We start from the raw sequence: 24,525 nt of genomic DNA, 5'->3' as shown, positions 1-24,525 counted from the left end.
CCGGTGCGGCGGCCACCACACGAACGCGGTCCGCGTGGCCGGACGGCGGAGTTCGCGGAGGCACGGCGGAACGCGCGGCAGTCCGCGCAGGTCACGGCGTTTTGGCAGGTCGGCGGGGCACGGCGGGTGCCAGTGTGCGAGGGCTCCGGCCGGCTCACTTCTCCTGGACCCCCCCGTTCGGACCGGACCGGCCTCGCGGGGTCGCGACGCTCCCTCCCTCCGGGCACGGCCCCCGGTGGTCTCCGGCGGAGCGCCCGCCAGGGCCGCGGGGAGCGGGCCGCACGGAACGCACGGCCCGGCCGGCTCCCGCGGGCCGTCGCTCTCGCCGTCACCGGCCCGCGGCGGCCGTTCCACCTGAACGGCGCGCGAGGGGTGGTGGGGTCGGCCCGTTTCGGGTACCAACGATCCAGTAGCACCGGTCGGTAACGGACGACCCCCAATGATCCCTCTTCGCGGCGAGGTGAGCCTCAATGTCCGCCCCCACCACCCAACGAACCAACGTCACCGAACGCGAGGCCCGCCAGGTGGCGGAGGCCGCGCGGGAACAGGACTGGCACAAGCCGAGTTTCGCCAAGGAACTGTTCCTCGGCCGCTTCCGGCTCGACCTCATCCACCCCCATCCGCTCCCCGACGCCGAGTCCGTGCGACGGGGCGAGGAGTTCCTGGATGAACTGCGCGCCTTCTGCGAGTCGACGGTCGACTCCGCCCGCATCGAACGCGAGGCCCGCATCCCCGACGAGGTCATCACGGGCCTGAAGGAGATCGGCGCCCTGGGCATGAAGATCGACCCGAAGTACGGCGGTCTCGGTCTGACCCAGCTCTACTACAACAAGGCGCTGGCCCTGGCCGGCTCCGCCAGCCCCGCGGTCGGCGCCCTGCTCTCCGCCCACCAGTCGATCGGCGTACCGCAGCCGCTGAAGATCTTCGGCACCCAGGAGCAGAAGGACGCCTTCCTGCCCCGCTGCGCCCGCACCGACATCTCCGCCTTCCTGCTCACCGAGCCGGACGTCGGCTCCGACCCGGCACGCCTGGCCACCACGGCCGTGCCCGACGGCGACGACTACGTCATCGACGGGGTCAAGCTGTGGACCACCAACGGAGTCGTCGCCGACCTGCTCGTCGTCATGGCCCGGGTGCCGAAGTCCGAGGGCCGCAAGGGCGGCATCACCGCCTTCGTGGTGGAGGCCACGGCCGAGGGCGTCACCGTGGAGAACCGCAACGCCTTCATGGGGCTGCGCGGCATCGAGAACGGTGTCACCCGCTTCCACCGGGTCCGGGTGCCCGCCGCCAACCGCATCGGGCCGGAGGGCGCGGGCCTCAAGATCGCGCTCACCACCCTCAACACCGGCCGGCTGTCGCTGCCCGCGATGTGCGCCGGGGCGGGCAAGTGGTGCCTGAAGATCGCCCGGGAGTGGGCGGCGGAGCGGGAGCAGTGGGGCAAGCCGGTCGCGCTGCACGAGGCCGTCGGCTCCAAGATCAGCTTCATCGCGGCCACCACCTTCGCCCTGGAGGCCGTGCTCGACCTGTCCTCGCAGATGGCCGACGAGGACCGCAACGACATCCGCATCGAGGCCGCCCTCGCCAAGCTCTACGGCTCCGAGATGGCCTGGCTGATGGCCGACGAACTGGTCCAGATCCGCGGCGGGCGCGGCTACGAGACCGCCGAGTCCCTGAAGGCGCGCGGCGAGCGGGCCGTCCCCGCCGAGCAGATGCTGCGCGACCTGCGCATCAACCGCATCTTCGAGGGCTCCACGGAGATCATGCACCTGCTGATCGCCCGTGAGGCCGTCGACGCCCACCTCTCGGTCGCGGGTGACCTCATCGACCCCGAGAAGACCCTCTCGGACAAGGCGAAGGCCGGCGCGAACGCCGGTGTCTTCTACGCCAAGTGGCTGCCGAGGCTGGTCGCCGGCCCCGGACAGCTCCCGTCCTCGTACGGCGAGTTCAAGCGCGAGGTCGACCTCTCCGGCCATCTGCGCTACGTCGAGCGGCACGCCCGCAAGCTGGCCCGCTCCACCTTCTACGCCATGTCCCGCTGGCAGGGCCGGATGGAGACCAAGCAGGGCTTCCTCGGCCGGATCGTGGACATCGGCGCCGAACTGTTCGCGATGAGCGCGGCCTGCGTCCGCGCCGAGCGGCTGCGCGGCGAGGGCGAGCACGGCCGCGAGGCCTACCAGCTCGCCGACGCCTTCTGCCGGCAGGCCCGCATCCGGGTCGAGGAACTCTTCGGCCGCCTGTGGGCCAACACCGACGACCTCGACCACAAGGTGGTCAAGGGGGTCCTCGGCGGCGCCTACACCTGGCTCGAGGAGGGGGTCATCGACCCGTCCGGGGACGGCCCGTGGATCGCCGACGCGACCCCCGGACCGTCCGCGCGGCCGAACGAGCGGCGCCCCTACGGCGCCTGAACACAACCGTCCCGGACCGGCCGCCCGGGCTCCCGAGCCCAGGTGCCCGGTCCGGGACGCGGTTCCAGCCCGTGTCCTTCGGGGTGAACCCCGCCTCGTGGGGGCGAACGGCGGGCGGTCACCCGCGGCCCGGGGCCGGCCCTCCCCTGAACGCCGTGGTGCACCCGGGCGGCGTGCTGGTCGTGTCCTCGGCGGCCCCGCCGCCCCGCGCCTCGGCCGTGGCCGCGCCCCCCCCGGTTCACCCGGTCCGGCGGTGCCCGCGGGCGCGCCGTTGACGTTCCCGGCACGCACGCCCCGCACGCCGGCCCCGCACCAGGGGCACGGGGACAAGGAGACGCGAGGACAAGGAGACGCGAGGACAAGGAGACGCGAGGACGCGAGGGGGACTGACCGGCCCATCCGCCGACGAAAACCGGTGACGCGGACTTTCGAGGGGGAGCCCTGTCGGGACGGCCGCGGCTTGCGGCGACAATGGGGGGATGACCGACAGTCCCGCCAGCCCCGCGCCCCTCGCCGACCCGCACCTCGTGTACGACCCGCTCGCGGGAGACGGCCCCAAGGACGTGGTGATCCTCGGCTCCACCGGGTCCATCGGAACCCAGGCCATCGACCTCGTGCTGCGCCATCCCGACCGCTTCCGGGTCACCGCCCTCTCCGCGAACGGCGCCCGCCCGGCGCTGCTCGCGGAGCAGGCGCACCGCCTGCGGGCGCGGACCGTCGCGGTCGCCCGCCAGGCCGCGGTGCCGGCCCTGCGTGAGGCGCTGACCGGGCTCTACGGCGCCTCGGAGCCGCTGCCCGAGATCCTCGCCGGACCGGACGCGGCCACCCACGTCGCCGCCTCCGACTGCCACACCGTGCTGAACGGCATCACCGGCTCCATCGGCCTCGCGCCCACCCTGGCCGCCCTGGAGGCGGGCCGCACCCTCGCGCTCGCCAACAAGGAGTCGCTGATCGTCGGGGGCCCGCTGGTCAAGGCGCTCGCCAAGCCCGGGCAGATCATCCCGGTCGACTCCGAGCACGCCGCCCTCTTCCAGGCCCTCGCCTCCGGTACCCGAGCCGACGTGCGCAAGCTCGTCGTGACCGCGTCCGGCGGCCCGTTCCGCGGCCGGACGAGGGCGGAGTTGGCGAACGTCACCGTCGAGGACGCCCTCGCGCACCCCACCTGGGCGATGGGCCCGGTGATCACGATCAACTCGGCGACCCTCGTCAACAAGGGCCTCGAAGTCATCGAGGCGCACCTGCTCTACGACATTCCCTTCGACCTCATTGAGGTCGTCGTGCATCCGCAGTCGTATGTTCATTCGATGGTCGAGTTCACCGACGGATCCACGATCGCCCAGGCGACGCCCCCCGACATGCGCGGGCCCATCGCCATCGGTCTGGGCTGGCCCGAACGCGTCCCGGACGCGGCGCCCGCCTTCGACTGGAGCAAGGCCTCCACGTGGGAGTTCTTCCCGCTCGACAACGAGGCCTTCCCCTCGGTGAACCTCGCCCGCCACGTGGGGCGGCTCGCGGGCACCGCCCCGGCGGTGTTCAATGCCGCCAACGAGGAATGCGTCGAGGCCTTCCGCAGCGGCGCACTGCCCTTCAACGGGATCATGGAGACCGTCACCCGGGTGGTGGAGGAGCACGGCACCCCGGTCACGGGAACCTCACTGACCGTGTCGGACGTCCTCGAAGCGGAGACCTGGGCCCGGGCCCGGGCCCGCGAACTGACAGACCGGACCGCGGAGGCGCGTGCATGACGACCTTGATGTTCATCCTCGGCATAGTGGTCTTCGCGGTCGGCCTGCTCGTCTCCATCGCGTGGCACGAGCTGGGGCACCTGTCCACGGCCAAGCTCTTCGGCATCCGTGTCCCGCAGTACATGGTCGGATTCGGCCCGACCATCTGGTCGCGTACCAAGGGCGAGACCGAGTACGGCATCAAGGCCGTCCCGCTCGGCGGCTACATCCGCATGATCGGCATGTTCCCGCCCGACGACGCCGGCCGGGTCTCGGCCCGCTCCACGTCCCCGTGGCGCGGCATGATCGAGGACGCCCGCTCCGCCGCCTTCGAGGAACTGAAGGAGGGCGACGAGACGCGCATGTTCTACACGCGCAAGCCGTGGAAGCGCGTCATCGTCATGTTCGCGGGCCCGTTCATGAACCTGGTGCTCGCGATCGGGCTGTTCCTCACCGTGCTGATGGGCTTCGGCATCCAGCAGCAGACCACCACCGTCGCCTCCGTCTCACCCTGCGTCATCGCGCAGAGCGAGAACCGCGACACCTGCAAGAAGTCCGACCCCGCCTCCCCGGCGGCGGCCGCCGGCATGAAGAACGGCGACCGCATCGTCACCTTCGCCGGCACGCCGACCAGGGACTGGAACACGCTGTCCGACCTCATCCGGGACAGCGCCGGCAAGGACGTCGCGATCGTCGTCGACCGCGACGGCCGGCAGCTCACCCTGCACGCGAAGATCGCCACGAACCAGGTCGCCAGGAAGGACTCCAGCGGCACCTACGTCCAGGGCGAGTACGTCAAGGCGGGCTTCCTCGGCTTCAGCTCCGCCACCGGCGTCGTCAAACAGGACTTCGGCCAGTCCGTGACCTGGATGACCGACCGCGTGGGCGACGCCGTCGACTCGCTCGTCGCCCTGCCCGGCAAGATCCCCGCCCTGTGGGACGCCGCCTTCGGCGACGGCCCCCGCGAACCGGACTCCCCGATGGGCATCGTCGGCGCGGCCCGGGTCACCGGCGAGATCGCCACGCTGGACATCCCGGCCTCGCAGCAGCTCGCCATGGCCGTGTTCGTGGTCGCCGGGTTCAACCTCTCCCTGTTCCTGTTCAACATGCTGCCGCTGCTGCCGCTCGACGGCGGGCACATCGCGGGCGCCCTGTGGGAGTCGCTGCGGCGCGGCGTGGCCCGTGTGCTGCGCCGCCCGGACCCGGGCCCCTTCGACGTGGCGAAGCTGATGCCCGTGGCGTACGTGGTGGCGGGCATCTTCGTCTGCTTCACGATCCTGGTCTTGATCGCGGACGTCGTGAACCCGGTGAAGATCTCCTAGCGCCGCGAGCCGGTGAACCCGTGCCCGTCACGGCACCGGGGCCGCGTCGGTCGAGGGCTTGCGACGGGGCGGCCCCGGCCGGCGCGGCCCCGGCCACCGGACGCCGGAGGGCGGCCCGGGACACCGTGTTCCGGGCCGCGTCCCATTGAGCGTGTTTGCCGGGTGGGAGGTGCTCGTGCCCGCGCCCGTGCCGTAATCTCGAAGTCTGGAGCCCGCCGATCACGGGACCGGATGTTGATCCACGACTTGGGGTTGCACAGCAGATGACTGCGATTTCTCTCGGCATGCCGTCCGTTCCGACCAAGCTCGCCGAGCGCCGGAAGAGCCGGCAGATCCAGGTCGGCAGCGTGGCGGTCGGCGGAGACGCGCCCGTCTCGGTCCAGTCGATGACCACGACCCGTACGTCCGACGTGGGTGCGACCCTGCAGCAGATCGCCGAGCTGACCGCGTCCGGCTGCCAGATCGTCCGGGTCGCCTGCCCCACGCAGGACGACGCCGACGCCCTGGCGACCATCGCCCGCAAGTCGCAGATCCCGGTGATCGCGGACATCCACTTCCAGCCCAAGTACGTCTTCGCCGCCATCGAGGCGGGCTGCGCCGCGGTCCGTGTCAACCCCGGCAACATCAAGCAGTTCGACGACAAGGTCAAGGAGATCGCGCGGGCCGCGAAGGACCACGGCACCCCGATCCGGATCGGCGTCAACGCGGGCTCGCTGGACCGGCGGCTGCTGCAGAAGTACGGCAAGGCCACCCCGGAGGCGCTGGTCGAGAGCGCGCTGTGGGAGGCGTCCCTGTTCGAGGAGCACGACTTCCGCGACATCAAGATCTCGGTCAAGCACAACGACCCGGTCGTGATGATCGAGGCCTACAAGCAGCTCGCCGCCCAGTGCGACTACCCGCTGCACCTCGGTGTCACCGAGGCGGGCCCGGCCTTCCAGGGCACGATCAAGTCGGCCGTGGCGTTCGGTGCCCTGCTGTCCCAGGGCATCGGCGACACCATCCGCGTCTCGCTGTCCGCGCCCCCGGTGGAGGAGGTCAAGGTCGGCAACCAGATCCTGGAGTCCCTGAACCTCAAGCAGCGCGGCCTGGAGATCGTCTCCTGCCCGTCCTGCGGCCGCGCCCAGGTCGACGTCTACAAGCTCGCCGAAGAGGTCACCGCCGGACTGACCGGCATGGAGGTCCCGCTCCGCGTCGCCGTCATGGGCTGCGTCGTCAACGGCCCCGGCGAGGCCCGCGAGGCCGACCTCGGCGTCGCCTCCGGCAACGGCAAGGGCCAGATCTTCGTCAAGGGCGAGGTCATCAAGACCGTCCCGGAGTCCAAGATCGTGGAGACCCTCATCGAGGAGGCCATGAAGCTCGCCGAGGCCATGGAGGCCGACGGCGTGGCCTCCGGCGAGCCCGAGATCTCGGTGGCGGGCTGAACCCCACGCCGGCCGGCCCGGAGAGCGCCGGTCCGCTCGCTCCTCCCGCACGCCCCGCGCCGGTCTCCGCGCCGGAACGTCCCGCCGGACGCCTCCGGGGCGGGACCGGCCCGGAGCGTCCGGCTGCCCGGGCGGCGCGAAGGCGGCGGGGCACCGGGGCAGCCCCGACCTGCCCCGCCCCCGGGACCCCGCGGACTCCCACCACGACCGGACGCGGGCCCGGCCCCGGCGGGGCCGGCCGGTTCGGAGGCCACCGGGCCGGAGAGCGAGGCGCGGGCGCCCGTGCGGCCCGCCCCGCCGCCTCCCCCGTCACGGCACCGCGTTCCGGAACCGCGCCCAACGGGTGCCGCCGCCGTCCGGAAGCCGGCTGCCTGTGACATCTCCGCCCTCGCCCGCGGGCCGCTCCGTGTCCCGCGACGGCGTGCCGCCGCCCGGACCCTGCCCGCCCGGACCCTGCCCGCCCGGGCCCGGTACCGGGGGGCGGCGCGGCCAGGAATCCGCAGGTACAGTGCGGAGATCAGCAGAACCCCAGCGTGAGGCCCCGCCCGTGTTGACCCAGACCACCTCCCGGGTGCTCGAACCGAGCGACCTTGACGCCGCGCTCGCCGTTCTCCACCGCGAGCCGGTCGCGAACGCCTTCGTCACCTCCCGGGTGCAGGTCGCGGGCCTCGACCCGTGGCGGCTCGGCGGCGAGATGTGGGGCTGGTACGAGGACGGCATGCTCACGTCCCTCTGCTACGCCGGGGCCAACCTCGTCCCCATCTGCGCCACCCCGCGCGCCGTGCGCGCCTTCGCCGACCGTGCCCGCAGGGCCGGCCGCCGCTGCTCCTCCATCGTGGGACCCGCCGACCCCACCGCCCAGCTCTGGCGCCTGCTCGAACCGAACTGGGGCCCGGCCCGCGAGGTCCGCGCCCAGCAGCCCCTGATGGTCACCGACCGCATGCCCGAGGACATCGCCCCGGACCCCTACGTCCGTCGCATCCGCAAGGACGAGATGGAGACGATCATGCCGGCGTGCGTGGCGATGTTCACCGAGGAGGTGGGGGTGTCCCCGCTGGCCGGGGACGGCGGCCTGCTGTACCAGGCCCGGGTGGCCGAGCTGGTCGGCTCCGGCCGCTCCTTCGCCCGCCTCGACGAGCACGGCAACGTCGTCTTCAAGGCGGAGATCGGCGCGGCGACCCCCCAGGCCTGCCAGATCCAGGGTGTGTGGGTCGCCCCCGAGTACCGGGGCCGGGGCCTGGCGGCGCCCGGCATGGCGGCGGTGCTGCGCTACGCCCTGGCCGACGTGGCGCCCGTGGTCAGCCTCTACGTGAACGACTTCAACACCGCGGCCCGGCGCACGTACCGCCGGGTGGGCTTCCAAGAGGTGGGCGCCTTCATGAGCATCCTCTTCTGAGGCCCCTGTACCCTCCCGGCATGGACCTCGTGATCGGCCCCCTGGACCTCGCAGCCCACGTCGACGAGGCCCTGTCCGTCCAGGCCCTCGCCTTCGGGCTGGGCCCGGAGGAGGTCGCCGTACGCCGTCAGATCGTCCAGCGCCACATGCAGTACCCGGGCGCCCGGGCCCTGGGGGCGACGACCGCGCAGGGCCACCTGGTGGGTTTCGTCTACGGCATGCCCAACTCCCGCGGCCACTGGTGGTCCACCGTCGTGGAGCCCTACCTGCGCGCCGGGCGGAACGAGTTCTGGCTGGACGACTCCTTCGTCATCACCGAGCTGCACGTCCACCCCGACCACCAGAACCGGGGCGTCGGCCGCCGGCTGATCACCACCCTCACCGACGGCGCCCGCGAACCCCGCTCGATCCTGTCCGCGATCGACACCGAGAGCCCCGCCCGCGGCCTTTACCACTCCCTCGGCTACGTCGACCTCGCCCGCCAGGTGCACTTCCCGAGCGCCGCCAAGCCGTACGCCGTGATGGGCGCCCCCCTGCCGCTGCGCAGGGCCTAACCGATTTCCACCGGCGCAGCCCGCCCGGCTAACCTCCTATGCCATAACCCTTCCCCTCTCGTGGCCGCGCCCGAGCGGGGGGACCCCCATCCGGCAGGAGTACGACAACCATGGCGAACGCACCGGTCCAGCGCATGTCCCAGTTGATGGTGAAGACGCTGCGCGACGACCCGGCGGACGCCGAGGTCCTCAGCCACAAGCTCCTCGTCCGGGCGGGCTACGTCCGCCGCACCGCCGCCGGCATCTGGTCCTGGCTGCCGCTCGGCAAGAAGGTCCTGGCCAACGTGGAGCGGATCGTGCGCGAGGAGATGGACGCCATCGGCGGCCAGGAGGTCTCCCTGCCCGCCCTGCTGCCGCGCGAGCCCTACGACGCGACCGGCCGCTGGGACGAGTACGGCCAGGAACTGTTCCGGCTGAAGGACCGCAAGGGCGGCGACTACCTCCTCGGCCCGACCCACGAGGAGATCTTCACCCTGCTGGTCAAGGACCAGTGCACGTCCTACAAGGACCTGCCGGTGATCCTCTACCAGATCCAGTCCAAGTTCCGTGACGAGGCCCGCCCCCGCGCCGGCATCCTGCGCGGCCGCGAGTTCCTGATGAAGGACTCGTACTCCTTCGACCTCGAGGACGAGGGCCTGGCGAAGTCCTACGCCCTGCACCGCCAGGCCTACCAGAACATCTTCGACCGGCTAGGCCTCGACTACCGCATCTGCGCGGCCACCGCCGGCGCCATGGGGGGCTCGAAGTCCGAGGAGTTCCTCGCCCCGGCCGATGCCGGCGAGGACACCTTCGCCGACTGCCCGAACTGCGACTTCGCCGCCAACACGGAGGCGATCACCTACGAGCTGAAGCCGGTGGACGGCTCCGGCCTCCCCGCGCTCGAGGAGATCCCGACCCCCGACACCCCGACCATCGAGACCCTCGCCGCCTCCCTCGGGGTCCCCGCCTCGGCCACCCTGAAGAACCTGCTGGTCAAGGTGGACGGCGAGATCGTCGCCGTCGGCGTCCCCGGCGACCGCGAGGTGGACCTCGGCAAGCTGGAGGAGCACTTCGCCCCGGCGGTCGTCGAGATGGTCACCGAGTCGGACTTCGCGGGCCGCCCCGACCTGGTGCGCGGCTACGTCGGCCCGCAGGGACTGGGCGACAAGGTCAAGTACCTCGCCGACCCGCGCGTGGCCCCCGGCACCGCCTGGATCACCGGCGCCAACAAGGAGCACACGCACGCCCGGAACGTCGTCGCCGGCCGTGACTTCGAGGTCGACGAGTACGTGGACGTCGTGGTGGTGCGCGAGGGCGACCCCTGCCCGAGGTGCGGCACCGGCCTGAAGCTGGACCGCGCCATCGAGATCGGCCACATCTTCCAGCTCGGCCGCAAGTACACCGACGCCCTCAAGCTGGACGTCCTCGGCCAGAACGGCAAGCCGGTCCGCGTGACCATGGGCTCCTACGGCGTCGGCGTCTCCCGCGCGGTCGCCGCCCTCGCCGAGCAGCACGCCGACGAGCACGGCCTGGTCTGGCCCAAGGAGGTCGCCCCGGCCGACGTGCACGTCGTCGCCGCCGGCAAGGCGGTGCAGACCGAGCTGGCGCTCGACGTCGCGGAGCGGCTGCGGGCCGCCGGCCTGCGCGTCCTGGTGGACGACCGGGCCGGAGTCTCCCCGGGCGTGAAGTTCACCGACGCCGAGCTGATCGGCGTACCGCAGATCCTGGTGGCGGGCCGCCGCTCCGCCGAGGGCGTGCTGGAGCTCAAGGACCGCAAGACCGGCGAGCGCGAGGAACTGTCCGTCGAGGACGCCGTCGCCCGCCTGTCCGCCTGACACCGGCGGCCCTGCGCCCCGCGTCCCGCCCGGGACGCGGGGCGCAGGGGCATGGGCGCTCCGGGTGGTCGGGCGGGTGCACCCCGGGCTACAGCCAGCCCGCGAACTCGAGGAGCAGTTCCGCGTCCTTCGGACGGCCCACCCGCAGGGCCCGGACGCCGGACTCCACCGCGCGGAACAGGGTCCAGCCGCGCAGCCGCTCCAGGTCCACCTCCAGTGACTCCGCGAGCCGCTTGATCCGGCGCCGGGTGGTGGACGCGCCGGACGGGTTGGCGATCAGGTCCTCTACCCGGTCGCGCACCAGCCGCGCGAGGTCGAAGGCGCTCTCGCCGACCACGGGGTCCGGTCCGACCGCCAGCCAGTGCATCCGCTCCCCGGCGAGCACCTTGCTCTGCCGGAACGTGCCGTGCAGCAGCCGGTGGTCCGGCGGCGCGGCCAGCAGTTCCGCCCGGGCCGTGAGCGCCGCGTCCACCAGCGGTGCCGTCTCGGGCGCGGCCGGCGCGGCCGCCCGCATCGCCTCCGCCTGCCGCCCGGTGCGCTCCGCCACCGTCTCGAAGACGTGACCGCCCGGCGGCTCGACCCACAGCCGCCGCAGCGTCCCCGCCGCCTCCAGCAGCGCCTTGGCCTCCGGCAGCGACCGCACCGACACGTCCGGGTGCAGCCGCTCCAGCAGCAGCGCTCCGTCGGCGCTGTCCCCGGCGTCCGACTCCAGCAGTTGTACGGCACCCCGCCCCGCCCAGTGCGCCAGCGCTGCCCGCTCGCTCTCCGGCCGGGCCCGGTTCGGGGCCAGCTTCAGCACCGCCGGTGTGCCGTCGGTCCGCCGCACCAGTACGACCAGGCTGCTGCGGCCGCCCGGTACCTGGACCCGTTCCACGGTCAACTCGCGCCGTGCGACCGTCCGTTCGGCCGTCTCAGGCAGCCGTGCCAGCCAGTCGTCCCCGGCCGGCGCCGTCTCACCGAGCGCCCGCACCAGCCGCCGGGGCGGTTCGAAAACCATGCGCGAGTCGTTCCCTTCCTCTCCTGAGCCTGCCCCGGGGGCGGCTCTGCCGTCACCTCGACGGGGACGCCGAGGCGCTCGGACCCGCCGCACCCGTGTCGTCACCGGTCCGTTCGGCGAGCCCAGGGAAGGCTACGCTCTCCCCGCTCCAGCGCACCGCCCGCACCGCGGCCTCCCGCAGCGCCCCGGCGGCCGCGCCACGCCGCTCCCCGGTCGTCGCCCGCACCAGGTCCGAGTAGACCCCGGCCACCCGTTCCTCCAGATCGGCGGCGAGCCGCACCGCGGCCGAGGAGTCCGCCACCGGGAAGGGCAGCGCGTAGCCGGCGCTCGCCGCGACCGGCTCGCCACCCAACTCGCGCACCTCGCGCACCAGCGCGTCCCGGCGGGCCCGGTGGGCGTCGTAGGCCGCCCGCACCTGCTTCAGCCGCTTGTCGCCGACGCGCCCGCCGACGACGCCGTACCCGTACACCGCGGCGTGCTCCGCCGCCAGCGCGGCCTGCAGGGCGGTGAGTTCGGCCGATCTGTCCCGCTGGCTCACCTGGCCTCCTCGGTCAGCAGATACGCGTGCGCGGCCCCGGCCGCGGCCGCCGACGCCATCAGCCGGGCCAGTTCGCCCGGCACGTCCAGCAGGTCCTTCGCCCGGCGGTCCGCGAGGCTCCGTTCGGCGGTGGCGAGGAACGCCAGCGCGTCCTTCTCCCCGGCGGGCACGGTTGGGGCCGGCGAGGGCGCGGCCGTGGTCGCCGCGGCGGCGGACGCCGGCGCCCGCGTGCCGGTGGCGGCGCGCCCGGCGAACGCCGCCCGGTGCGCCGCGACCTGCGCCCGCAGCGGTCCCAGCGGCTCCGCCAGCGCGGGGTGCGCGGCGAGCACCGCGTCGTACCGCTCCAGCAGTCCCTCGCTGTCCCGGGCCGCCCGCGCGCGTGCCCGCGCGGCCACCGAGGCCGTCCCGCCGGCCGCGGAGTCGGGGCCGGCCGAGCAGCCCACCAGCAGGGCGGCCCCGGCGGCCGAGGCGAGCAGGGATCTTCTGCGCGGACCCGAGGGGGTGCGCGGCGGCGGAGGGTACGGCACGGCAGACGTCCTCGGGCACTCGTACGAAGGGAACGGCGGGGAACGGCACGGCAAGGAGGGGGAACGGCCGTCGGGCGGCCTGCCCGTGATCACCGTACCCGCGCCCCGCTGGTACGCCACTCACCGGCACCGCGCGTACACAGGTGGACGGCAACACTCCCTGCGACCGGATACCCTTTGACCAGACACGCGACCCATCCCACAACAGCACACGCGGCCGAGGAGTCACCCGGATGAGCACCACCCAGAGCGAGAGGCTGCGAGAGCTTTTGGAACCGCTCGTCACCTCTCAGGGGCTCGACCTCGAAGAGATCACCGTGGAATCCGTCGGACGCAAGCGTGTGCTGCGCGTGACCGTCGACTCCGACGCCGGAGCGGACCTGGACCGGATCGCCGATGTGAGCCGCGCGCTCTCGGCGAAGCTCGACGAGACCAACGCGATGGGCGACGACGCGTACGACCTGGAGGTCGGCACCCCCGGCGCGGAGCGCGCCCTCTCCGAGCACCGGCACTTCGTGCGCGCCACCGACCGGCTGGTGAGGTTCCAACTGGCCGAGGGCGGCGAACTGGTCGCGAGGATCCTCGAGGTGGACGAGGAGGGTATCGAGGTCGAGGTGCCCGGGGTGAAGGGCCGCAAGGCGACCGCCCGCAGACTGGGATTCCCGGAGATCGCGAAGGCGCGCGTGCAGGTCGAGTTCAACCGCAAGGACAAGAAGGACATGAAGGAAGAGGAGGAGGCGTAGCCGTGGACATCGACATGAGCGCCCTGCGGGGCTTGGTGCGGGAGAAGGAGATCTCCTTCGACCTGCTGGTCGAGGCGATCGAGTCGGCCCTCCTCATCGCCTACCACCGCACCGAGGGAAGCCGCCGGCACGCGCGCGTGGAGCTCAACCGGGAGACCGGGCACGTGACCGTGTGGGCGAAGGAGGACCCCGAGGACCTCGAGGAGGGGCAGGCGCCCCGCGAGTTCGACGACACCCCGTCCGGCTTCGGCAGGATCGCCGCCACCACCGCCAAGCAGGTGATCCTGCAGCGGCTGCGCGACGCCGAGGACGACGCGACGCTCGGCGAGTACGCCGGCCGCGAGGGCGACATCGTCACCGGCGTGGTCCAGCAGGGCCGCGACCCCAAGAACGTGCTCGTGGACATCGGCAAGCTCGAGGCCATCCTGCCGGTGCAGGAGCAGGTCCCGGGCGAGACGTACCCGCACGGCATGCGCCTGCGGTCGTACGTCGTACGGGTGGCCAAGGGCGTCCGGGGCCCCTCGGTGACGCTCTCCCGCACGCACCCCAACCTGGTGAAGAAGCTCTTCGCCCTGGAGGTGCCGGAGATCGCCGACGGCTCGGTCGAGATCGCGGCGATCGCCCGCGAGGCCGGCCACCGGACCAAGATCGCCGTGCGGTCCACCCGTTCGGGCCTGAACGCCAAGGGCGCCTGCATCGGCCCCATGGGCGGCCGGGTGCGCAACGTCATGGGCGAACTCAACGGTGAGAAGATCGACATCGTCGACTGGTCGGACGACCCGGCCGAGATGGTGGCGAACGCGCTGTCACCCGCCCGGGTGAGCAAGGTGGAGGTCGTGGACCTGGCCGCCCGGTCCGCCCGGGTGACGGTGCCGGACTACCAGCTCTCGCTGGCGATCGGCAAGGAAGGGCAGAACGCCCGGCTCGCCGCGCGGCTGACCGGCTGGCGGATCGACATCCGGCCGGACACCGAGCCGGCCGGGGAGCGCGGCGGGGAATAGATCTCGGCCGAGTGACGCTGAGAATACGACAGCCTGCAGCAAGCAACTGTTCGACTCTTCCCCCGGAGGGGTGAGGTCGGTGCGGGGAGGTAGACTTAAGGGTGTCTGGCCGGACGCGAGCCCGCGCATGCCCTGAGCGCACCTGTGTGGGGTGCAGGCAGCGAGCGGCCAAGGACGCTCTGCTGCGGACCGTGGCGGATCGGGAGCAGTGCGTTCCCGATCCTCGCGGTACGCTGCCCGGCCGGGGTGCGTACGTACACCCCGACCCGGTCTGTCTCGACCAGGCGGTGCGCCGCCGGGCGTTCCCTCGGGCGCTCCGCGTCCCCGGGCCGCTCGACGTAAAGGCGTTGCGCCGCTACGTCGAGCGACAGACAGTTGCCGAGCAGGCAACACAGGCAACACCGTAAAGCGAGCCGCGCGGATCCCCCCGTGCGGCCTGGTACCTCGCGAGTCGAAAGCAGGTCGAGATTGCGATGAGCACTCGATGAGTACGCGATGAGTACGCCCATGAACTAGCGACGGTCCGGACGCAACCCGGACCTCAGAGGAGCGAAGTGGCTAAGGTCCGGGTCTACGAACTCGCCAAGGAGTTCGGCGTGGAGAGCAAGGTCGTCATGGCCAAGCTCCAGGAACTCGGTGAATTCGTCCGTTCGGCGTCTTCGACGATCGAAGCGCCCGTTGTACGCAAGCTGACAGACGCCTTCCAGGGCGGCGGCTCCGGCAAGTCCGCCGGCAAGCCCGCCCCCCGTAAGGCCGCCCCCAGGCCCGCAGCGCCCTCTCCGGCGCAGGCGGCCCGTCCGGCTGCCCCGAAGCCGGGTGCCCCCAAGCCGCCGGCTGCCCCGCAGTCCGCGGCTCCGTCGGCTCCCGCGGCCCCGACGCCGGCCCCCGGCCCGCGTCCGGTCCCGGGTCCGAAGCCCGCGCCGCGTCCGGCCCCGGCGGCCCCGGAGTTCACCGCTCCGCCGGCCCCGCCCGCGCAGACCCCGCAGGCTCCGGCCGCGCAGGGCCCGCGTCCCGGCGCCCGTCCGGGTGCGCCGAAGCCCGGTGGCCGTCCCGCGGCCTCCGGTCAGGGCCAGGGTGGTCGTCCGGGCCAGGGCGGTCAGCGCCCCGGTGGCCAGGGTGCGCGACCGGGTGCCCGCCCGGCCGGCCCGCGTCCGGGGAACAACCCCTTCACGTCCGGTGGTTCCACCGGCATGGCGCGCCCGCAGGCGCCCCGCCCGCAGGGCGGCCCGCGTCCCGGTGGTCCCGGTGCCCCCGGCGCCGGTCCCCGTCCGCAGGCTCCCGGCGGCCAGGGCGGCGGTCCGCGTCCGCAGGCTCCCGGCGGCAACCGTCCGTCGCCGTCCGGCATGCCCCGCCCGCAGGGCGGTCCGCGTCCCGGACCGGCCGGTCCGCGTCCGAACCCCGGCATGATGCCGCAGCGTCCGGCTGCCGGCCCGCGTCCCGGCGGCGGTGGCCCCGGTGGCCGTGGTCCCGGTGGCGGCGGTCGTCCCGGTGGCGGCGGTCGTCCGGGTGGCGGCGGCTTCGCCGGTCGCCCGGGTGGTGGCGGCGGCTTCGCCGGCCGTCCCGGCGGTCCCGGTGGCGGTGGCGGCGGCTTCGCCGGTCGTCCCGGCGGTCCCGGTGGCGGTGGCGGCCGTCCCGGCTTCGGTGGCCGTCCCGGCGGTCCCGGTGGCCGCGGCGGCACGCAGGGCGCCTTCGGCCGTCCCGGCGGTCCCGCGCGTCGCGGCCGCAAGTCGAAGCGGCAGAGGCGCCAGGAGTACGAGGCCATGCAGGCCCCGAGCGTCGGCGGCGTGATGCTGCCGCGCGGCAACGGCGAGGCCATCCGCCTCTCCCGCGGCGCGTCGCTCACGGACTTCGCGGAGAAGATCAACGCCAACCCGGCGTCCCTCGTCGCGGTCATGATGAACCTCGGCGAGATGGTCACCGCCACGCAGTCCGTCTCCGACGAGACCCTGCAGCTCCTCGCCGACGAGATGAACTACACGGTTCAGATCGTCAGCCCCGAGGAGGAGGACCGCGAGCTGCTCGAGTCCTTCGACATCGAGTTCGGCGAGGACGAGGGCTCCGAGGAGGACCTGGTCGTCCGTCCGCCGGTCGTGACCGTCATGGGTCACGTCGACCACGGTAAGACCCGACTGCTCGACGCCATCCGCAAGACGAACGTCATCGCGGGCGAGGCCGGCGGCATCACCCAGCACATCGGTGCCTACCAGGTCGCGACCGAGGTCAACGACGAAGAGCGCAAGATCACCTTCATCGACACCCCGGGTCACGAGGCGTTCACCGCCATGCGTGCCCGTGGTGCGAAGTCGACCGACATCGCGATCCTGGTCGTCGCGGCCAACGACGGCGTCATGCCGCAGACGGTCGAGGCGCTCAACCACGCCAAGGCCGCCGAGGTGCCGATCGTCGTCGCGGTCAACAAGATCGACGTCGAGGGTGCCGACCCGACCAAGGTGCGCGGTCAGCTGACCGAGTACGGCCTGGTGGCAGAGGAGTACGGCGGCGAGACGATGTTCGTCGACATCTCCGCCAAGCAGGGTCTGCACATCGACTCGCTGCTGGAGGCCGTGGTCCTCACGGCCGACGCCTCGCTCGACCTGCGGGCCAACCCGAGCCAGGACGCGCAGGGCATCTCGATCGAGTCCCGTCTCGACCGCGGCCGCGGTGCCGTGGCGACGGTCCTCGTCCAGCGAGGCACGCTGCGGGTCGGCGACACGATGGTCGTGGGCGACGCCTACGGTCGCGTGCGCGCCATGCTCGACGACAACGGCAACAACGTCGGCGAGGCCGGGCCCTCGACGCCGGTCCAGGTCCTGGGCCTGACCAACGTCCCGGGTGCGGGCGACAACTTCCTGGTGGTCGACGAGGACCGTACGGCCCGTCAGATCGCCGAGAAGCGCGCCGCCCGCGAGCGCAACGCCGCGTTCGCCAAGCGCACGCGCCGCGTGTCGCTGGAGGACCTGGACAAGGTGCTCAAGGCCGGCGAGGTCCAGCAGCTCAACCTGATCATCAAGGGTGACGCTTCCGGTTCCGTCGAGGCCCTCGAGTCCTCCCTGCTCCAGCTCGACGTCGGCGAAGAGGTCGACATCCGCGTCCTGCACCGCGGCGTCGGTGCGGTCACGGAGTCCGACATCGACCTGGCGATGGGCTCGGACGCCATCGTGATCGGCTTCAACGTCCGCGCGGCCGGCCGCGCGGCGCAGATGGCCGAGCGCGAGGGCGTGGACGTCCGGTACTACTCGGTCATCTACCAGGCGATCGAGGAGATCGAGGCGGCCCTCAAGGGCATGCTCAAGCCGGAGTACGAGGAGGTCGAGCTCGGCACGGCGGAGATCCGCGAGGTCTTCAAGTCGTCCAAGCTGGGCAACATCGCCGGTGTGCTCATCCGGTCCGGCGAGGTCAAGCGCAACACCAAGGCGCGCCTCATCCGCGACGGCAAGGTGGTCGCGGAGAACCTCAACATCGAGGGCCTGCGTCGCTTCAAGGACGACGTCACCGAGATCCGCGAAGGCTACGAGGGTGGTATCAACCTCGGAAACTTCAACGACATCAAGGTCGACGACGTCATCGCGACGTACGAGATGCGGGAGAAGCCGCGGGCGTAACACCCCACGGTTCGCCGCCGGCCGGCGGGACTTCGGTCCCGCCGGCCGGCGCGCCGTTGCCCGGGCGCTTCGCCCCGGGCAGCGGTCCGGCCGCCGGTGCCGCGGAAACCCTGTCGAGCCACCGGCGGGTACGGGGTACCGTTCTTGGTGTCCCCGGCCATTCGGACCCGGGGCCACCTATCCCGTACCGGCGGGTGAACCGGTTGCACACATGTATGTGGGGACTCTGTCCTTCGACCTGCTCCTCGGCGACGTCCACTCGCTGAAGGAGAAGCGCTCCGTCGTCCGCCCGATCGTCGCCGAACTCCAGCGCAAGTACGCGGTGAGCGCGGCCGAGGTGGACCACATGGACCTCCACCGGCGAGCGATCATCGGCATGGCGATGGTCTCCGGTGACACGGCGCACCTCAGCGACGTACTGGACCGGTGCGAACGGCTGGTCGCCGGCCGCCCGGAGGTGGAACTGCTCTCCGTGAGACGGCGCCTCCACGGCGAAGACGACTGACGACGACCACACCCACGGAAACACGAGAAGAAGAAAGAACGGGAGACGGACCAGTGGCCGACAACGCGCGGGCGAAAAGGCTGGCGGACCTCATCCGGGAGGTGGTGGCCCAGAAGCTGCAGCGCGGGATCAAGGACCCGCGGCTCGGCTCGCACGTCACCATCACGGACACCCGGGTCACGGGTGACCTGCGGGAGGCGACCGTCTTCTACACGGTCTACGGGGACGACGAGGAGCGGCAGGCCGCGGCCGCCGGCCTGGAGAGCGCCAAGGGCATCCTGCGCTCCGAGGTCGGCCGTGCGGCCGGTGTGAAGTTCACGCCGACCCTCACCTTCGTCGCGGACGCCCTCCCGGACACCGCCCGGACCATCGAGGACCTGCTCGACAGGGCCCGGCAGTCCGACGCGAAGGTCCGCGAGGCCTCCGCGGGCGCGGCGTACGCGGGCGGCGCCGATCCTTACCGCAAGCCGGGCGAGGACGAGAGCGCCGGGACGGACGGCGAAGCCGCGGAATGACCCAGAAGCACACCACGCCCGACGGCCTTGTCATCGTCGACAAGCCGTCGGGCTTCACTTCGCACGACGTGGTCGCCAAGATGCGCGGCATCGCCCGGACCCGCCGGGTCGGCCACGCCGGCACCCTCGACCCGATGGCGACCGGCGTCCTGGTCCTCGGCGTCGAGCGCGCCACCAAGCTGCTCGGGCACCTCGCGCTGACCGAGAAGGAGTACCTGGGCACCATCCGCCTCGGCCAGAACACGCTCACCGACGACGCCGAGGGGGAGATCACCTCCACCACGGACGCCTCCAAGGTGACCCGGGACGCCATCGACGCCGGCGTCGCCAGGCTGAGCGGCGACATCATGCAGGTGCCGTCCAAGGTCAGCGCCATCAAGATCAACGGTGTGCGGTCGTACAAGCGGGCCCGTGAGGGCGAGGAGTTCGAGATCCCGGCCCGTCCGGTCACCGTCTCCTCCTTCGCCGTGTACGACGTCCGGGACGCCGTCGCGGAGGACGGCACCGCCGTGCTCGACCTGGTCGTCTCGGTGGTCTGCTCGTCCGGCACCTACATCCGCGCCCTCGCCCGCGATCTGGGCGCCGACCTGGGCGTCGGCGGCCACCTCACCGCACTGCGCAGGACGCGCGTCGGCCCGTACAGGCTCGACTCCGCGAAGACGCTGGACCAGCTCCAGCAGGAGCTGACCGTGATGCCCGTCGCCGAGGCGGCCACGGCGGCGTTCCCGCGCTGGCAGGTGGACGTCCGGCGTGCCCGGCTGCTGCTCAACGGCGTCCGCCTGGAGATGCCCGAGGAGTACGCCGGCGCCGGTCCTGTCGCCGTGTTCGACCTGGAGGGCCGATTCCTCGCCCTCGTCGAGGAGCACAAGGGCAAGGCGAAGAGCCTGGCCGTCTTCGGCTGACCGCGACCCGGCGTCCGGCCGGTGGGCGAGCCTGACCGTGGAGCGGCGGCGGCCACGGGGTACTGCCACTGCCGCCGCTCCACGGTCCCCCCTCGGTTCCCCCTCCCTAGGGTGTATCCAGCCGCCCCCACTCATTCACCCGACCGGGCAGGCGCTCGGAGTGAACCGGGGGAGCGGAAGGGGGCGCTTTCGCCTCGCGCGCACTCTCGCTGATCATCCCCGCCTACCGTCGGGGACGAGGACAGGCGAGCACGGGCGGGGAGGGTACGGCCATGGCGGCACGAGACGAGGGGCCGGAACCCACCGGCGTCTTCGGCCCCGCCCGGTCCGAGAGTCGCACGGAGTTGCCGGACCGACGCGGCGGCGACTCGAACGGTGCCGCCGTCCCGGCCGGTCCGGACCCGGTCGAGGGCGCTGAGGGGGCCGGCGTCGCGAGCCCGGTCGGTGTGCCGGGCGAAGGCGGCGTGCCCGGCTCGGCCGGTGGCGCGGGCGGGGCTCGTCTCCTCAGCCGGACCCCCGACTCGGGCGGCGACGGCAGAACGGGGCGGACCGGCTCACCGGGCGGGGCCGAGGGACCGGACGGGAGCGGTGTCCCGAGGCGGGCGGTCAATGTGAGCTGGGCGGGTCTGCCGGGCTGGATCGCCGCCCCGCGGGCGACCGGTGCCCCGAGCGGGTCCGCCGCCCGGGGCCGGACCGGTGACTCCGCAGGTGCGGGCGACCCCGGAGGGACCGGCGCCGTGGCGCCGGCCGCCGCTCCGGGCGGGACCGGCGCTCCGCGGCGCCCCGTCGACCCCTCGCCGACCGACGGGCCGAAGGCGACCACCGGTCCGAACCGGACCGCAGGTCCGACGAGGACCGGCGGGCGGCACGAGGCCGGCGAGCCGAAGGCGCCCGTGGTTCGGGGCGGGGCCGGCGGGCCGAGCCGTATCGCTGCCCCTGGCCGGGCCGTTGCCCCTGGCCGGGCCGTTGTCACAGGCTCCGGCCCGGGCGGCAGCAGGGACCGGGCCGGGCTCGAGGGACTCGTGCAGATCCGTGACCCGGCCGGGCGGCCTCGCGGTACGGGGTTTCTGGCTGATCACCGTGGCACCCTCCTCACCAGCCACGAGGCCGTCGACGGGCTCGGCCGGCTCGTGCTGTGCACCGCCGGGCAGCGCACCTGCCTGGTCGGCGCCGAGGCCGTCACCGCACTGCCCGGGCTGGGGCTGGCCCTGGTCCGCACCGAGGGGCTGGACGTGGCGCCGCTGCCGCTGACGGTTCGTGACCGCGTCGAGGCCGGCGCGTACGTCCGCGTCGCCGCCGGCTGCTGGCGCGAGGCACGGGTGCTGGCGGCCACCCGGGTGACCTACACCGCCACCGACCGCCTCCACCTGATCGAGGACGCGCTGGAGCTGGCCATCGGAACGGCGGGCCAGGACGCGCTCCGGCTCGGCGGTGGCGCGGCCGGGGGACCGGTGCTCGACGCCGGGACCGGCGCGGTGCTCGCCGTCATCGGCACCGCCCTCCACTCCGACCGGCGCGACACCGGGTTCGCGGTGCCCCTGCGACCGGCGGCCGAGGGTCCGCTCGCCGAACTGCTCGCCCGCAACGCGGCGACCGTGCCCGCCCACGGCGCCGACCTCAACCTGGCCGGAGTGCTCGAACTGACCGCCACCTCGGTGGGCCAGGACGGCCCGCCCGGCGCCCTGGCCGGACACACCGGCGCGGCCGGCCTCCCTCCGGTGCGACCGGTCGAACGGGAGCGCGTGACAGGTGAGTTGAACACCTTCGCCGGTGCCGGTGCCGGTGCCCGCCCCGCCGTGCTCGGTCTCGTCGGAGCGCCGGGCAGCGGCCGCACGACGGAACTCGGGATCCTCGCCGCCCGCCGCCACGGTGCCGGGCGGCCCGCCGCCACCCTGTGGCTGCGTGGCGCGGACCTGGAGGACACCGACGAGTCCGTGGCCGACGCGGTGCGCCGCAGCCTGGCGCGCGCCGCGCGCATCGTCGCCGCCGGTCCCTCCGCACCGCCCGCGGGGAGCGCCGCCCCCACCCCCGAGCGGGTGGCCGGTCTCGCACAGCCGGCCGGTCGCCCGCTGCTGCTCCTGCTCGACGGGCCGGAGGAGATGCCGCCGGCCCTCGCCCGCCGCTCCCCCGAGTGGATCAGGGGCACGGCGCGGTGGCTGGAGCGGACCGGGGCGCGGCTGGTGGTGGCCTGCGGGGAGGAGTACTGGGAGCACGCCGGGGCCGAGTTCCCGGCCGGTCTGCTGCACGCGCCGACGCAGGCGGGTGCCGGGACTCCCCTGCCGCCGTGCGTGCGGCTCGCCGATCTCGACCGGGAGGAGGCCCGCGAGGCCCGTGCCCGCTACCGCATCCCCGAGGGGGCCCTGGACGACCGGGACGCCCGGCACCCGCTCACCCTGCGCCTGTTCTCCGAGGTCCACGCCGCTCTCCCGGCCGGCACCCCACCCACCGGCCCGGTCGACCGGCACGAGGTCCACACCGCCCACCTGGACCTGGTGTGCCTGCGCGTCGCGGTCCGCCTCGCCGCCGGGAACGGTCTGCGCGGCACGCCCGTAAGGAGGCTCGCCGCCCGGGTGGCCGGGCAGGTGCACGAGGCCGCCCGGCGCAGCCTCGGCACCGGACGGGGTGAGCTGGACCGGGAGTCCTTCGACGCGGTGTTCCCCTGGGGCCCCGCTCCGGCCCGGCTGGGCGGCGGTTCCGGCTGGGCCTCCGCCGTCCTCGCCGAGGGCCTCCTGATTCCGGCAGGCGACGGCTACCGCTTCGCCCACGAGGAACTGGCCGACTGGATCCAGGGCCTGCACCTCGACCTGGACGAGGCCCTCGACGTCCTCGTCCACCGCTCCCGCGCCCCGCTCGGCCCGCACCTCGCCCCGCTGCCGCACCACCGCGCCGGCCCGGTGGTCCAGGCCCTGCTCCTCCTCGCCCGCCAGCAAGGACCCCACGAACTCGCCGAGCGAATGGCCGAGTTGACGGAGGCCCTGGATCTGGAGCCGAACTCCTGGTGGCCCGCCCGTCTGCTCGCCCGGACCCTGACAGCGGTCCCGGACGCGACGCCGTACACCGGGGTGCTGCGCACCCTCGCCGACCACATCGTCACCTGGCGCCGTGAACAGCGCGCCGTACCGGCCGAGTTCGGGCCCGACTTCTGGACCGCGCTGCCCGTCCCGGTCGAGGAACGTCTCTCGTTGCTGCGCGAGCTGGTCCTGGCGGATGCCGGGCCACCGGAGCCGCCCGACGCCGGCGGCCGCCACCTCGACGCCGTGGCCCGGCTGCTGGCGGCCCGGCCCGGCGTCGTACAGCCCCACCTGACCGACTGGTTCGACGACGAGCGGCCGCTGCCCGCGACCCCGGACGCCACCGTGGCGACCGCCGCGCAGGCGCTGCTGCACACCCATCGGCACGGAGCCCTGGACGATCTCACCGAGGTGCTCGTGACCAGTGCGCACCCACGCGCCGACGAACTGCTCGCCGTCCTCGCCGAGGACGAGCCCTCCGCCGTCTGCCGGGCCGTCGACCGCTGGGCGCACGACGAGCGCCCGGCCCGCCACGCCGCCGCCGTCGCGTCCGGGCTCCGCGCGGTCCCCCACGTCCGCGCGGCGGCCGACCGGGAACTGCTGCGCCACGCCGCCGTGGCCCTGCTGGCCCGTCCCGCCGACCGCGCCCTGCACGGCGGCGCCCTCGCCCTCCTGGTCCACGACCCCGAGACCCGCGACCGCCACCTGGCCGAGGCCCTGCACCATTTCGCAGGCGGCGATCCGCTGTTCCCGCCCGGCGCCCTGGCCCCGGCGCTGAACACCCATCCCGAGCCGGTCCTGGAGGCGTTCCGTGCCCGCCTGAGCGGCAGCCGTGGCCGGGATGCCGGGGCCGCACTGGGCGTGCTCGCCGCCGTCACCCACCCTGCCGTCGCCGGCCGGGTCGCCGCCCTGGTCGGGGACGCGGCGGGCACCCGTCCGGAGCTGGCCGGACCCGCGGCCGACTACGTCGACCGCTGCCTGGACCGGGGCCCCGCCGCCCGCCCCGTCCTGCTGCCCCTGGTCACCGGACTGCTCGGCGACGGTCCCGAAGAGGTCCGGGCGGCTCTCGCCGGCGTCCTCGCCGCCCCCGGGGGCCCCGCGTCCCGGCCCCTGCGGCGCGAGCTGCTGGACCTCCTGTTCGCCCACGAGCGCGATCCGTCCGTCCTGGACGCCGTCCTGTACGCCGCGGCCCCGCACGGAGCCGGCCGGGAGACGGAACTGCGCGCACTGGTCCACCGTACGGGCCTGCTCCTCGTGCGCACCCCCGACGGCGCCACCCGCTTCGACTGCGCACTCGTCGACCTGTCCCGGCACGCGCCCGGCTTCGCCGCCCGGATGGCCCGCTGGCTGAGCGAGGCCCCCGACGAGTGGGCGGCGGTGGTGGGCCCCAGTGCCCACCGCATGATCGAGAGCCTGGCCGGCGTTCGCGTACCGGCCTGAGCCGCCGGGGAACGTGCGCCCGGTCACAGCCCCCATGCCGATGCGGGCGCCGGGCACCCGGCATGGCACCCTTAGACCTGCACAACAGGTCAACGGTAGACACGG

The 24,525-nt window shown here is 73.6% G+C and carries 18 protein-coding genes; 15 read left to right on the top strand and 3 right to left on the bottom strand.

The window, feature by feature from the left end:
• Positions 1 to 470 precede the first annotated feature (470 nt).
• From MXD57_RS03570 to MXD57_RS03540, 7 genes are all read left to right on the top strand, one after another.
• Positions 471 to 2,408 (top strand): acyl-CoA dehydrogenase family protein, encoded by a 1,938-nt coding sequence (locus tag MXD57_RS03570; RefSeq protein WP_250399788.1) that lies wholly within the window; start codon positions 471 to 473, stop codon positions 2,406 to 2,408.
• A 479-nt stretch (positions 2,409 to 2,887) separates the two neighbouring features.
• On the top strand, positions 2,888 to 4,153 hold the full coding sequence (dxr, locus tag MXD57_RS03565) for a 1-deoxy-D-xylulose-5-phosphate reductoisomerase (RefSeq protein ID WP_250399787.1): 1,266 nt from the start codon (positions 2,888 to 2,890) through the stop codon (positions 4,151 to 4,153).
• Entirely contained in the window at positions 4,150 to 5,454 is a 1,305-nt protein-coding gene (locus MXD57_RS03560) for a M50 family metallopeptidase (protein WP_250399786.1), read from the top strand. The genes dxr and MXD57_RS03560 overlap by 4 nt, the downstream gene beginning before the upstream one ends.
• A 263-nt stretch (positions 5,455 to 5,717) precedes the next feature.
• Positions 5,718 to 6,875 carry a flavodoxin-dependent (E)-4-hydroxy-3-methylbut-2-enyl-diphosphate synthase gene (gene ispG, locus MXD57_RS03555; protein ID WP_250399785.1) on the top strand — a complete coding sequence of 386 codons (1,158 nt, stop codon included), beginning with the start codon at positions 5,718 to 5,720 and terminating at the stop codon, positions 6,873 to 6,875.
• A 547-nt stretch (positions 6,876 to 7,422) separates the two neighbouring features.
• Positions 7,423 to 8,271: a GNAT family N-acetyltransferase gene (locus MXD57_RS03550; RefSeq protein WP_250399784.1), complete on the top strand. Its 849-nt coding sequence runs from the start codon at positions 7,423 to 7,425 to the stop codon at positions 8,269 to 8,271.
• Between the two features lie 20 nt (positions 8,272 to 8,291).
• Positions 8,292 to 8,825, top strand: a complete 534-nt coding sequence (locus MXD57_RS03545; protein ID WP_250399783.1) for a GNAT family N-acetyltransferase — start codon at positions 8,292 to 8,294, stop codon at positions 8,823 to 8,825.
• 110 nt (positions 8,826 to 8,935) lie between these two features.
• The gene (locus tag MXD57_RS03540; protein ID WP_250399782.1) at positions 8,936 to 10,639 is read left to right on the top strand and encodes a proline--tRNA ligase; all 1,704 of its coding nucleotides are present in this window, start codon (positions 8,936 to 8,938) and stop codon (positions 10,637 to 10,639) included.
• A gap of 88 nt (positions 10,640 to 10,727) precedes the next feature.
• Here MXD57_RS03540 and MXD57_RS03535 read toward each other — a convergent pair whose 3' ends face one another.
• Genes MXD57_RS03535 through MXD57_RS03525 form a run of 3 tightly spaced genes read right to left on the bottom strand, consistent with a single transcriptional unit; the run spans position 10,728 to position 12,701 of the window.
• Positions 10,728 to 11,636 (bottom strand): aminoglycoside phosphotransferase family protein, encoded by a 909-nt coding sequence (locus MXD57_RS03535; RefSeq protein WP_250399781.1) that lies wholly within the window; start codon positions 11,634 to 11,636, stop codon positions 10,728 to 10,730.
• A 52-nt stretch (positions 11,637 to 11,688) separates the two neighbouring features.
• On the bottom strand, positions 11,689 to 12,174 hold the full coding sequence (locus tag MXD57_RS03530) for a ferritin-like domain-containing protein (protein ID WP_250399780.1): 486 nt from the start codon (positions 12,172 to 12,174) through the stop codon (positions 11,689 to 11,691).
• A complete protein-coding gene (locus MXD57_RS03525) occupies positions 12,171 to 12,701 on the bottom strand; it encodes a hypothetical protein (RefSeq protein WP_250399779.1) in 531 nt (176 codons plus the stop codon). The genes MXD57_RS03530 and MXD57_RS03525 overlap by 4 nt, the downstream gene beginning before the upstream one ends.
• Before the next feature lie 233 nt (positions 12,702 to 12,934).
• Here MXD57_RS03525 and rimP point away from each other — a divergent pair, with 233 nt between their 5' ends.
• The 8 genes from rimP to MXD57_RS03485 all read left to right on the top strand — a co-directional run bounded on the left by rimP (position 12,935) and on the right by MXD57_RS03485 (position 24,420).
• Positions 12,935 to 13,444, top strand: a complete 510-nt coding sequence (gene rimP, locus MXD57_RS03520; protein WP_250399778.1) for a ribosome maturation factor RimP — start codon at positions 12,935 to 12,937, stop codon at positions 13,442 to 13,444.
• Positions 13,445 to 13,446: 2 nt separating this feature from the next.
• Positions 13,447 to 14,445, top strand: coding sequence for a transcription termination factor NusA (gene nusA / locus MXD57_RS03515; RefSeq protein ID WP_250399777.1), 999 nt, complete (start codon positions 13,447 to 13,449; stop codon positions 14,443 to 14,445).
• 101 nt (positions 14,446 to 14,546) lie between these two features.
• Positions 14,547 to 14,852: a YlxR family protein gene (locus MXD57_RS03510; protein ID WP_250399776.1), complete on the top strand. Its 306-nt coding sequence runs from the start codon at positions 14,547 to 14,549 to the stop codon at positions 14,850 to 14,852.
• 147 nt (positions 14,853 to 14,999) lie between these two features.
• Positions 15,000 to 18,047, top strand: coding sequence for a translation initiation factor IF-2 (infB, locus tag MXD57_RS31740; RefSeq protein WP_250399775.1), 3,048 nt, complete (start codon positions 15,000 to 15,002; stop codon positions 18,045 to 18,047).
• Positions 18,048 to 18,258: 211 nt separating this feature from the next.
• Complete coding sequence (locus MXD57_RS03500) at positions 18,259 to 18,552, top strand: DUF503 domain-containing protein (protein WP_250399774.1); 294 nt, start codon at positions 18,259 to 18,261, stop codon at positions 18,550 to 18,552.
• A 53-nt stretch (positions 18,553 to 18,605) separates the two neighbouring features.
• Positions 18,606 to 19,067, top strand: coding sequence for a 30S ribosome-binding factor RbfA (rbfA, locus tag MXD57_RS03495; RefSeq protein ID WP_250399773.1), 462 nt, complete (start codon positions 18,606 to 18,608; stop codon positions 19,065 to 19,067).
• Positions 19,064 to 19,969, top strand: a complete 906-nt coding sequence (truB, locus tag MXD57_RS03490; protein ID WP_250399772.1) for a tRNA pseudouridine(55) synthase TruB — start codon at positions 19,064 to 19,066, stop codon at positions 19,967 to 19,969. Before rbfA ends, truB begins: the two co-directional genes overlap by 4 nt.
• A 1,022-nt stretch (positions 19,970 to 20,991) precedes the next feature.
• On the top strand, positions 20,992 to 24,420 hold the full coding sequence (locus MXD57_RS03485; RefSeq protein ID WP_250399771.1) for a trypsin-like peptidase domain-containing protein: 3,429 nt from the start codon (positions 20,992 to 20,994) through the stop codon (positions 24,418 to 24,420).
• The last annotated feature ends 105 nt before the right edge of the window (positions 24,421 to 24,525 follow it).

Source organism: Streptomyces cellostaticus (assembly GCF_023630175.1).
Taxonomy (GTDB): Bacteria; Actinomycetota; Actinomycetes; order Streptomycetales; family Streptomycetaceae; genus Streptomyces; species Streptomyces cellostaticus_A.
This window is presented reverse-complemented; position numbering and strand designations above follow the sequence as displayed.

Bases quoted from the DNA above. Each gene is read 5' to 3' on its own strand.
- MXD57_RS03500 (WP_250399774.1), top strand. From the start codon at position 18,259: ATGTATGTGGGGACTCTGTCCTTCGACCTGCTCCTCGGCGACGTCCAC.
- MXD57_RS03540 (WP_250399782.1), top strand. From the start codon at position 8,936: ATGGCGAACGCACCGGTCCAGCGCATGTCCCAGTTGATGGTGAAGACG.
- ispG (WP_250399785.1), top strand. From the start codon at position 5,718: ATGACTGCGATTTCTCTCGGCATGCCGTCCGTTCCGACCAAGCTCGCC.
- dxr (WP_250399787.1), top strand. From the start codon at position 2,888: ATGACCGACAGTCCCGCCAGCCCCGCGCCCCTCGCCGACCCGCACCTC.
- MXD57_RS03545 (WP_250399783.1), top strand. From the start codon at position 8,292: ATGGACCTCGTGATCGGCCCCCTGGACCTCGCAGCCCACGTCGACGAG.
- truB (WP_250399772.1), top strand. From the start codon at position 19,064: ATGACCCAGAAGCACACCACGCCCGACGGCCTTGTCATCGTCGACAAG.
- rimP (WP_250399778.1), top strand. From the start codon at position 12,935: ATGAGCACCACCCAGAGCGAGAGGCTGCGAGAGCTTTTGGAACCGCTC.
- MXD57_RS03560 (WP_250399786.1), top strand. From the start codon at position 4,150: ATGACGACCTTGATGTTCATCCTCGGCATAGTGGTCTTCGCGGTCGGC.
- MXD57_RS03570 (WP_250399788.1), top strand. From the start codon at position 471: ATGTCCGCCCCCACCACCCAACGAACCAACGTCACCGAACGCGAGGCC.
- MXD57_RS03535 (WP_250399781.1), bottom strand. From the start codon at position 11,636: ATGGTTTTCGAACCGCCCCGGCGGCTGGTGCGGGCGCTCGGTGAGACG.